The sequence below is a fragment of the Halomonas shantousis genome (assembly GCF_054654615.1).
Genome location: NZ_BAAIER010000002.1, coordinates 3,649,668 through 3,659,082 on the forward strand (window position 1 = coordinate 3,649,668; position 9,415 = coordinate 3,659,082).

Here is a 9,415-nt window from a genome sequence, read left to right on the forward strand (position 1 = left end):
TTTAGAATTCCAGACCGCCTTCACGTGCGGCATCGGCCAGAGCCTTGACACGCCCGTGATACTTGAATCCGGCGCGGTCGAAAGCGACCTGAGTGATGCCCGCTTCCTTTGCGCGTTCAGCAATCAGCGCGCCCACCTTGGCAGCCGCATCGGCGTTGCCGGTCGCACCTTCGCGCAGGCTCTTGTCGAGCGTGGAGGCGCTGGCCAGGACCTTGCCTCCGTCCGGCGAGATGATCTGCGCGTAGATGTGGCGCGGGGTACGGTTGACGCTCAGGCGATACACGCCCAGCTCGCGAATCTTGGCGCGAGCACGGCGGGCACGACGGAGACGAGATTCTTTCTTCGCGTTCATAACCCTGCCTTACTTCTTCTTGGCTTCTTTACGGCGGACCTGCTCGTCGCCATACCGGATACCCTTGCCCTTGTAGGGCTCGGGCGGACGGAAGGCGCGGATTTCCGCAGCGACCTGGCCGAGCTTCTGCTTGTCTGAGCTCTTCAGCACGATAGTGGTGTTCTTCGGCGTTTCCGCCGTGACACCCTCAGGCAATGCATATTCGACCGGGTGGGAGAAGCCGAGTGTCAGGTTGAGCGTCTTGCCACTTGCCTGGGCACGATAGCCGACGCCATTGATCTCGAGCGACTTGGTAAAGCCCTCGGACGCACCAGTGACCATATTCTGGGCCAGTGCGCGGGTAGTGCCGACCATCGCCCAACTCTTGGCGGACTCGCTCGGCGTGAAGGTCAGCTGACCTTCTTCCTGACCGATCACCACATCGGGGTGAACCGTCATTTCGAGCGTGCCCTGACCACCTTTGACGGTCAGCTTATCGCCGTCGAGCTTGACCTCGACGCCGCTGGGCAGTTTAACCGGATATTTGGCTACGCGGGACATTCCAAACTCCTAGAATACGGTGCAGATGACTTCACCACCGACACCGGCTTGACGCGCCGCACGGTCGGTCATAACGCCCTGGGAGGTGGAGACGATCGCGACACCCAGACCATCCGCGACTTTCGGCAATTCGTCCTTGCCCTTGTAGATGCGCAGGGACGGCTTGGAAACGCGCTGGATGTGCTCGATGACCGCCTTGCCCTCGAAATACTTGAGGGTCACGGTCAGTTCGGGCTTGGTGCCTTCAGCGACCGCGAAGTCGTTGATGTAGCCCTCTTGCTTCAATACGCGGGCCACCTCGACCTTGAGCTTGGAAGACGGCATGGTAACCGTCTCCTTGGTGGCCATCTGCGCATTGCGGATACGGGTAAACATATCCGCCAGAGTATCTTGCATGCTCATTACGTTGCGCTCCTGATGTTTCGACGTGGCTTACCAGCTGGACTTCTTGAGTCCAGGGACATCGCCACGCATGGCGGCTTCACGCAGCTTGTTACGGGCCAGCCCGAACTTGTTGTAGAAGCCGTGCGGACGGCCAGTCATGCGGCAGCGGTTACGCTGACGGACCGGGCTGGCGTCGCGCGGCAGCTTCTGCAGTTGCAGCTGTGCGTCGAAGCGCTCTTCGTCAGAAGCGTTCACGTTGTAAATGATGGTCTTGAGCTCTGCACGCTTGGCGGCATACTTCTCGACCAGCTTCGCGCGCTTGAGCTCACGCTCCATCATGCTTTTCTTTGCCATGATCCCACCCTTATTTCTTGAACGGGAAGTTCAGCGCGCTCAGCAGCGCACGGCCTTCGTCATCGGTGTTGGCGCTGGTGGTGATTGTGACATCCAATCCACGGATTCGATCGATCTTATCATATTCGATCTCCGGGAAGATGATCTGCTCACGCACGCCCATGGAATAGTTGCCGCGTCCATCGAAGGACTTCGGGTTCAGACCACGGAAATCGCGCACACGCGGAATCGCGATATTCACCAGACGGTCAAGGAACTCCCACATCCGCTCGCGGCGCAGAGTCACCTTGATACCGATCGGCCAGCCTTCACGCACCTTGAAGCCCGCGATGGACTTGCGCGCCTTGGTGATGATCGGCTTCTGACCGGAGAGTTTCTCCAAGTCACCGATGGCGTTTTCGATCAGCTTCTTGTCGCTGGTCGCTTCACCGATGCCCATGTTCAGAGTCACCTTGGTGATCCGGGGCACCTGCATAACGTTGGCGTAGCTGAACTGCTCTTGGAGTTGAGCTACCACCTCGTTCTGATAACGTTCTTTCAAGTTCGCCATTTTGCTACCCGACTCGCGTTAGGCGTCGATCTGCTTCTGCGTCGACTTGTAGATACGTACCTTGGTACCGTCTTCCTTAACCTGGAAGCCGACGCGATCCGCCTTGCCGGTCTCCTGATTGAAGATGGCAACGTTGGACGCGTGAATCGGGGCCTCACGCTCGACGATACCCCCCTGGTTGCCCAGCATGGGGTTGGGCTTGGTGTGACGCTTGATCATGTTCACACCAGACACGACATAACGGTCGCCCTGGAGGACGCGCTTGATCGTGCCACGCTTGCCCTTGTCCTTGCCGGCAATGACGATCACTTCGTCGTCACGTTTGATCTTGTGCATATCCGCCTCGCTCCTTACAGCACTTCAGGCGCCAAGGAAATGATCTTCATGAACTTCTCGTTGCGAAGTTCACGGGTTACCGGCCCAAAGATACGGGTACCGATCGGCTGTTCGTTGGTGTTGTTCAACAGAACCGCCGCATTTCCGTCGAAGCGGATCAGCGAGCCATCGGGACGACGGACACCACTGCGGGTACGCACAACCACCGCCTTGAGCACCTGGCCTTTCTTGACCTTGCCTCGCGGAATGGCTTCCTTGACCGTCACTTTGATGATGTCGCCAACGCGGGCATAGCGACGGTGTGAACCGCCCAGCACCTTGATGCACTGCACCCGGCGCGCGCCGCTGTTGTCGGCGACATCCAGCATTGTCTGAGTCTGAATCATCGGTTTTCTCCAAACCTAATCTGACTGCACTGGTTTAGAAGACGCTTGTCGGGCTCAGCCCTTGGCTTGCTCGACCACTTCAACCAGCGTCCAGGCCTTCTTCTTGGACAGCGGACGGCATTCCTGAATGGATACCGTGTCACCTGTCCGCGCCTGGTTGGACTCGTCATGGGCGTGCAGCTTGGTGGAGCGCTTCACGTACTTGCCGTAGATCGGATGGCGCTCACGGCGCTCGATCATCACGACAATCGATTTTTCCATCTTGTCGCTCACCACCTTGCCGGTGAGCGTACGGGCTTTCTTTTCTTCGGCCATCTCAGTCACCTGCCTTCTCGTTGAGCACAGTCTTCACGCGGGCGATATCCCGGCGTACCTGCTTGAGCAGATGGCTCTGGTTCAGCTGGCCGGTGGCCTTCTGCATGCGCAGGTTGAACTGCTCACGAAGGAGTTCGAACAGCTGCTCCTGCAGTGCCTCGACTGACTTCTCACGAATTTCCTGGGCTTTCATCACATCACCGTCCGTTTCACAAAGGTGGTGGACACGGGCATCTTCTGCGCCGCCAGGGAGAACGCTTCACGCGCCAGCTCCTCGGATACGCCTTCGATCTCGTAGAGCACCTTGCCCGGCTGAATCTGGGCGACCCAGTACTCGACGGAGCCCTTGCCCTTACCCATACGGACTTCCAGCGGCTTGTTGGTAATCGGCTTATCCGGGAAGACGCGAATCCAGATCTTACCGCCACGCTTGACGTGACGGGTGATGGCGCGACGACCGGCTTCGATCTGGCGAGCGGTGATCCGCCCGCGACCGGTGGCTTTCAGACCGTACTCGCCGAAGCTCACCTTGCTTCCGCGGTGTGCCAGGCCACGATTGCGGCCCTTCATCACCTTGCGGAATTTTGTACGCTTGGGTTGCAACATCGACTACATCTCCCCTTACTTGGAACCTTTCTTCTTGGGTGCGTTCTGCGGCTGTTGCGGCTGCTTGGCCTTGGCCCGCACCTCTTCGATGCCCCCGAGGATTTCACCCTTGAAGACCCACACCTTGACGCCGATGACGCCGTAGGTGGTGTGCGCTTCGTAGGTCGCGTAGTCGATGTCCGCACGCAGGGTGTGCAGCGGCACGCGCCCCTCGCGATACCACTCGGTCCGCGCGATTTCCGCGCCGCCGAGACGACCGGACAGCTGGACCTTGATACCGCCGGCGCCCAGGCGCATGGCGTTCTGTACTGCACGCTTCATGGCACGACGGAACATGACACGGCGCTCGAGCTGGCCGGCGATATTCTGCGCAACCAATGCGGCGTCGAGTTCCGGCTTGCGGACTTCCTCGATGTTGACGTGCACGGGCACGCCCATCATCTCGGTCACTTCACGGCGCAGACGATCGACGTCTTCACCCTTCTTGCCAATCACGATGCCCGGACGGGCAGTATGAATGGTAATACGGGCGTTGTTCGCCGGACGCTCGATGTGGATACGGCTCACGGAGGCGTTCTTCAGACGCTGCTCCAGGAAACGGCGCACTTCGAGATCGTTGTTCAGCTTATCGGCATAGGCACCGCGCTCGGCGTACCAGACCGAAGTGTGGTCCTTGACGATACCCAGCCGAATGCCTGTCGGATTTACTTTCTGACCCATCTGGTCGACTCCTACTTCTCGGCTACCTTGACGGTGATGTGGCAGGTGCGCTTCAAAATGCGATCCGCGCGGCCCTTGGCGCGCGGCTGGATGCGCTTGAGCGTCATGCCCTCATCGACGCAGATGGTCGAGACACGCAGCTCGTCGATGTCCATGCCGTTATTTTCTTCTGCGTTCGCGATGGCGGACTGCAGCACCTTCTTGACCAGCTTGGCGGCCTTCTTCGGGGAGAAGGTCAGCAGGTTCAGCGCCTCGGCGACCGGTTTACCGCGCACCTGGTCAGCCACCAAACGGGCCTTCTGGGCGGATAAACGAGCGCCACGCAACTTAGCAGCGACTTCCATCTCTCAATCCTCTCTGGCTTACCGTTTGGCTTTCTTGTCCGCCGCATGCCCGCGATAGGTGCGGGTGGCAGCGAATTCGCCCAGCTTGTGGCCAACCATTTCCTCGGAGACATGCACCGGGACGTGTTGGCGACCGTTATGGACAGCAATGGTGAGTCCCACCATGTTCGGCAGGATCATGGAACGACGCGACCAGGTCTTGATCGGTTTGCGGTCGTTCTTCTCCACTGCAGCCTCAACCTTCTTCAACAGATGAAGGTCAATGAAGGGACCTTTCTTCAGTGAACGTGGCACAGCCGTTACCCCTTAATGTCTGTTACTTGGCCTTGCGGCGACGAACGATCAGCTTGTCGGTGCGCTTGTTCTTGCGGGTCTTGTGGCCCTTGGTGGGAACGCCCCACGGGGTCACCGGGTGACGACCACCGCTGGTGCGGCCTTCACCGCCACCGTGCGGGTGATCCACCGGGTTCATGGCCACACCGCGAACAGTCGGACGCACACCGCGCCAGCGCTTGGCACCGGCCTTGCCGAGTTGACGGAGGCTATGCTCGGAATTGCCCACTTCACCGAGGGTCGCGCGACACTCTGCGAGAATCCTGCGCATTTCACCGGAACGCAGACGCACGGTGGCATAGTTGCCTTCGCGAGCCACGAGCTGGGCACTGGTGCCGGCGCTGCGAGCGATCTGCGCGCCCTTGCCGGGCTTCAGCTCGATGCAGTGCACGGTGGAGCCCACCGGGATATTGCGCAGCGGCAGAGCATTGCCCTTCTTGATCGCTGCGTTGACACCGGACTCCAGCGTCTCGCCCACGCTCACACCCTTGGGTGCGATGATGTAGCGGCGCTCGCCGTCCAGGTATTTCAGCAGCGCAATGTTGGCACTGCGATTCGGATCGTACTCCAGGCGCTCGACGATAGCGGGAACGCCATCCTTGTTGCGCTTGAAATCGACCAGACGGTAATGATGACGGTGCCCACCGCCAACGTGGCGAGTGGTGATGCGACCGTGGTTGTTGCGTCCACCGGACTTGGAGTTCTTCTCCAACAGTGCGGCGTGCGGTCGGCCTTTGTAGATCTCGTCGTTGACGACCTTGACTACATGACGACGACCGGCGGACGTGGGTTTGGTCTTAACTACTGCCATGATCCGTACTCCTGCCTTACTCGGCGCCAGTGAAGTCTTCGAGCGTCTCGCCCGCAGCCAGAGTCACATAGGCCTTGCGATAACCCTTGCGCTGGCCGATGCCATGCTGGGTACGCTTGGTCTTGCCCTTGATGTTCAGGACCTGAACGCCAGTGACCTTCTTGCCGAACAGCGTCTCGACAGCCTTCTTGATCTCGGGCTTGGTCGCATCGCTGGCCACCTTGAACACGTACTGGTTGTTCTCGGCAGCGAAAGCGGCTTTTTCGGTCACGTGCGGCCCAAGCAGAACCTTGAATACGCGCTCCTGGTTCATGCCAGCTTCTCCTCGAATTTACGCAGGGCAGAAACGGTCACCAGCACCTTGTCGAAGGCAACCAAGCTGACCGGATCGGCAGCCGCGACATCCACCACGTCCACATTGGGAATATTGCGCGCGGCGAGATATAGCTTCTCGTCGATTTCCTCGGTGACGATCAGCACCTTCTCCAGGTTCAGCTCCCTGAGCTTGGACACGAGCTGCTTGGTCTTGGGGGATTCGACAGCAAAGGCATCCACTGCCACCAGGCGTTCCTGACGTACCAGCTCGGACAGGATCGAACGCATGGCCGCACGATACATCTTGCGGTTGACCTTCTGGGAATGGTCCTGCGGGCGTGCCGCAAAGGTGACGCCGCCGCTACGCCAGATCGGAGAGCGAATGCTACCGGCGCGGGCACGACCAGTCCCTTTCTGACGCCACGGCTTCTTACCGCCGCCGCTGACTTCGGAACGGGTCTTCTGGGCACGAGTTCCCTGACGACCACCGGCCAGATAGGCAGTGACCACCTGGTGAACAAGCGCTTCGTTGAATTCTTTGCCAAAGGTTGCGTCGGATACTTCGACAGTACCGGCGCCTGCACCTGCAAGATTCAGATTCATCGGTCTCATACCCCTCAGCGAGCTTTCACGGCACTGCGAACGATCACATCGCTGCCCGGCGCGCCAGGAATGGCACCCTTGATCAGCAGAAGATTGCGTTCGGCGTCGACACGCACGATTTCCAGGCTCTGGACGGTGGTGCGGGCGTTACCCAGCTGACCGGCCATCTTCTTGCCCTTGAACACGCGACCCGGCGTTTGGCACTGGCCAATGGAACCCGGCGCGCGGTGGGACAGAGAGTTGCCGTGAGTCATGTCCTGGGTACGGAAGTTCCAGCGCTTGACGGCACCCTGGAAGCCCTTGCCCTTGGAGGTGCCGGTCACGTCGACCAACTGACCTGCTTCGAAGAGGGATACGGTGATTTCGCCGCCCACTTCCGGAGCTTCCTCGCCTTCGGACAGACGGAACTCCATCAGTGAACGACCAGCCTCGACACCTGCCTTGGCGTACTGGCCTGCGGCCGCCTTGGACAGATGCTTGGCCTTGCGGGAGCCGGTTGTGACCTGTACCGCGCTGTAGCCGTCGGCATCGACGCTCTTGACGCGAGTCACGCGGTTAGGCTCAACCTCGATAACGGTTACGGGCACGGATGCGCCATCTTCGGTGAAGACACGGGTCATACCGCTCTTCTTACCGACTAAACCGATAGTCATGTTCAGTCTCCTATAGTGTACGGGGCTATCACCCGCTATGGCTGCCCTTTCCAGAGCATTCCACTAGCACATTGTGTAACGCCATCCCGGCGTGGCGGCTGCTGCTTGGCTCTATGCCAGGCGCTGGGCCGCGAGTGTCTAGTGTGGGTTAGTCGAGCTTGATCTGTACGTCTACGCCAGCGGCGAGATCAAGCTTCATCAAGGCATCAACGGTCTTTTCCGTCGGCTCGACGATGTCGAGCACCCGCTTGTGCGTGCGAATCTCATACTGGTCACGCGCGTCCTTGTTGACGTGCGGCGAGATCAGGATGGTATAACGCTCACGATTGGTCGGCAGCGGAATCGGTCCACGAACCTGAGCCCCAGTACGCTTCGCGGTATCCACGATTTCTTGTGCGGACTGATCGATCAGGCGATGGTCGAAGGCTTTCAACCGAATGCGAATCTTCTGGTTCTGCATTTGCCCTAAACTCCAATGGATGTCGACGGCATAACCGCCTACCCACGCATTTAAAGGATGCGCATTATAGGCACGCTGACAGCTGGTGTCAAACATGCGCAGAAAGGGGGCTCCTTGCGGAGCCCCCTTCGATCACCGGGAGTCTAAGACTTACTCGACGATCTTGGCGACAACACCGGCGCCAACGGTACGACCACCTTCGCGGATCGCGAAGCGCAGGCCGTCTTCCATGGCGATCGGCGCGATCAGAGTGACAACCATCTTGACGTTGTCGCCCGGCATGACCATCTCGACGCCTTCCGGCAGTTCACAGGTACCGGTAACGTCAGTGGTACGGAAGTAGAACTGCGGACGATAGCCCTTGAAGAACGGCGTGTGACGACCGCCTTCTTCTTTGGACAGGACGTAGACTTCCGCCTCGAACTTGGTGTGCGGAGTGATGGAGCCCGGCTTGGCCAGAACCTGACCACGCTCGACGTCGTCACGCTTGGTGCCACGCAGCAGCGCACCAATGTTCTCGCCCGCGCGACCTTCGTCGAGCAGCTTGCGGAACATCTCGACACCGGTAACGGTGGTCTTGGTGGTGTCACGCAGACCCACGATCTCGACTTCGTCGCCGGTCTTGACGATGCCGCGCTCGACACGGCCGGTCACGACGGTACCGCGGCCCGAGATGGAGAACACGTCCTCGATCGGCATCAGGAACGGACGGTCGATCGCACGCTCCGGCTCCGGGATGTACTCGTCCAGGGACTTGATCAGGTTGGCAACGGCGGTGGTACCCATACCGTTGTCATCCTTGCCTTCCAGCGCCATCAGCGCAGAACCGACAATGATCGGGGTGTCGTCACCCGGGAAGTCGTACTCGTTGAGGAGTTCGCGGACTTCCATCTCGACCAGCTCGAGCAGCTCTTCGTCATCGACCATGTCGGCCTTGTTCAGGAACACGACGATGTACGGAACGCCAACCTGGCGGGACAGCAGGATGTGCTCGCGAGTCTGCGGCATGGGGCCGTCAGCTGCGGAACAGACCAGGATCGCGCCGTCCATCTGGGCAGCACCGGTGATCATGTTCTTGACGTAGTCAGCGTGCCCCGGGCAGTCGACGTGCGCGTAGTGACGGGTCTCGGACTGGTACTCGACGTGAGCCGTCGCGATGGTGATACCACGCTCACGCTCTTCGGGAGCGTTGTCGATGGTATCGAATGCACGCCAGTCACCACCGAAAACCTCGGCAGATACGCGGGTCAGCGCCGCAGTCAGAGTGGTCTTGCCGTGGTCGACGTGACCGATGGTGCCGACGTTAACGTGCGGTTTGGAACGCTCAAATTTTGCCTTAGCCACTGCTATAAC

The 9,415-nt window shown here is 59.7% G+C and carries 19 protein-coding genes; all 19 read right to left on the bottom strand.

Features of this window, described 5'->3' with window-relative positions:
* Position 1: 1 nt before the first annotated feature.
* The 19 genes from rplR to tuf all read right to left on the bottom strand — a co-directional run bounded on the left by rplR (position 2) and on the right by tuf (position 9,406).
* The gene (gene rplR / locus ACYQ12_RS17220; RefSeq protein WP_459874123.1) at positions 2 to 352 is read right to left on the bottom strand and encodes a 50S ribosomal protein L18; all 351 of its coding nucleotides are present in this window, start codon (positions 350 to 352) and stop codon (positions 2 to 4) included.
* Positions 353 to 361: 9 nt separating this feature from the next.
* Positions 362 to 892: a 50S ribosomal protein L6 gene (rplF, locus tag ACYQ12_RS17225; protein ID WP_459874125.1), complete on the bottom strand. Its 531-nt coding sequence runs from the start codon at positions 890 to 892 to the stop codon at positions 362 to 364.
* Positions 893 to 901: 9 nt separating this feature from the next.
* Positions 902 to 1,294, bottom strand: a complete 393-nt coding sequence (gene rpsH / locus ACYQ12_RS17230; protein WP_459874127.1) for a 30S ribosomal protein S8 — start codon at positions 1,292 to 1,294, stop codon at positions 902 to 904.
* A gap of 30 nt (positions 1,295 to 1,324) precedes the next feature.
* Positions 1,325 to 1,630, bottom strand: coding sequence for a 30S ribosomal protein S14 (gene rpsN, locus ACYQ12_RS17235; protein ID WP_459874129.1), 306 nt, complete (start codon positions 1,628 to 1,630; stop codon positions 1,325 to 1,327).
* A gap of 10 nt (positions 1,631 to 1,640) precedes the next feature.
* Positions 1,641 to 2,180, bottom strand: coding sequence for a 50S ribosomal protein L5 (rplE, locus tag ACYQ12_RS17240; RefSeq protein WP_459874131.1), 540 nt, complete (start codon positions 2,178 to 2,180; stop codon positions 1,641 to 1,643).
* 18 nt (positions 2,181 to 2,198) lie between these two features.
* Complete coding sequence (rplX, locus tag ACYQ12_RS17245) at positions 2,199 to 2,516, bottom strand: 50S ribosomal protein L24 (protein ID WP_459874134.1); 318 nt, start codon at positions 2,514 to 2,516, stop codon at positions 2,199 to 2,201.
* Positions 2,517 to 2,530: 14 nt separating this feature from the next.
* Positions 2,531 to 2,902 (bottom strand): 50S ribosomal protein L14, encoded by a 372-nt coding sequence (gene rplN / locus ACYQ12_RS17250; RefSeq protein ID WP_008959163.1) that lies wholly within the window; start codon positions 2,900 to 2,902, stop codon positions 2,531 to 2,533.
* 54 nt (positions 2,903 to 2,956) lie between these two features.
* Positions 2,957 to 3,217 (bottom strand): 30S ribosomal protein S17, encoded by a 261-nt coding sequence (rpsQ, locus tag ACYQ12_RS17255; RefSeq protein WP_459874137.1) that lies wholly within the window; start codon positions 3,215 to 3,217, stop codon positions 2,957 to 2,959.
* A 1-nt stretch (position 3,218) separates the two neighbouring features.
* Positions 3,219 to 3,410, bottom strand: coding sequence for a 50S ribosomal protein L29 (gene rpmC, locus ACYQ12_RS17260; protein WP_459637566.1), 192 nt, complete (start codon positions 3,408 to 3,410; stop codon positions 3,219 to 3,221).
* Positions 3,410 to 3,823, bottom strand: coding sequence for a 50S ribosomal protein L16 (gene rplP, locus ACYQ12_RS17265; protein ID WP_459874140.1), 414 nt, complete (start codon positions 3,821 to 3,823; stop codon positions 3,410 to 3,412). The genes rpmC and rplP overlap by 1 nt, the downstream gene beginning before the upstream one ends.
* A 15-nt stretch (positions 3,824 to 3,838) precedes the next feature.
* Positions 3,839 to 4,543, bottom strand: a complete 705-nt coding sequence (gene rpsC / locus ACYQ12_RS17270) for a 30S ribosomal protein S3 (RefSeq protein ID WP_459874142.1) — start codon at positions 4,541 to 4,543, stop codon at positions 3,839 to 3,841.
* Positions 4,544 to 4,554: 11 nt separating this feature from the next.
* A complete protein-coding gene (gene rplV / locus ACYQ12_RS17275; RefSeq protein WP_459874144.1) occupies positions 4,555 to 4,887 on the bottom strand; it encodes a 50S ribosomal protein L22 in 333 nt (110 codons plus the stop codon).
* Positions 4,888 to 4,905: 18 nt separating this feature from the next.
* Positions 4,906 to 5,181: a 30S ribosomal protein S19 gene (gene rpsS, locus ACYQ12_RS17280; protein ID WP_009098993.1), complete on the bottom strand. Its 276-nt coding sequence runs from the start codon at positions 5,179 to 5,181 to the stop codon at positions 4,906 to 4,908.
* 22 nt (positions 5,182 to 5,203) lie between these two features.
* On the bottom strand, positions 5,204 to 6,031 hold the full coding sequence (gene rplB, locus ACYQ12_RS17285) for a 50S ribosomal protein L2 (RefSeq protein ID WP_459874148.1): 828 nt from the start codon (positions 6,029 to 6,031) through the stop codon (positions 5,204 to 5,206).
* Between the two features lie 16 nt (positions 6,032 to 6,047).
* Positions 6,048 to 6,344: a 50S ribosomal protein L23 gene (gene rplW, locus ACYQ12_RS17290; protein WP_459874150.1), complete on the bottom strand. Its 297-nt coding sequence runs from the start codon at positions 6,342 to 6,344 to the stop codon at positions 6,048 to 6,050.
* A complete protein-coding gene (gene rplD, locus ACYQ12_RS17295; protein ID WP_459874152.1) occupies positions 6,341 to 6,949 on the bottom strand; it encodes a 50S ribosomal protein L4 in 609 nt (202 codons plus the stop codon). The genes rplW and rplD overlap by 4 nt, the downstream gene beginning before the upstream one ends.
* A gap of 14 nt (positions 6,950 to 6,963) precedes the next feature.
* Entirely contained in the window at positions 6,964 to 7,602 is a 639-nt protein-coding gene (gene rplC / locus ACYQ12_RS17300) for a 50S ribosomal protein L3 (protein ID WP_459874154.1), read from the bottom strand.
* A gap of 148 nt (positions 7,603 to 7,750) precedes the next feature.
* Positions 7,751 to 8,062 carry a 30S ribosomal protein S10 gene (rpsJ, locus tag ACYQ12_RS17305; protein ID WP_035470365.1) on the bottom strand — a complete coding sequence of 104 codons (312 nt, stop codon included), beginning with the start codon at positions 8,060 to 8,062 and terminating at the stop codon, positions 7,751 to 7,753.
* A gap of 150 nt (positions 8,063 to 8,212) precedes the next feature.
* A complete protein-coding gene (gene tuf / locus ACYQ12_RS17310; RefSeq protein WP_459874156.1) occupies positions 8,213 to 9,406 on the bottom strand; it encodes an elongation factor Tu in 1,194 nt (397 codons plus the stop codon).
* Positions 9,407 to 9,415 lie beyond the last annotated feature (9 nt).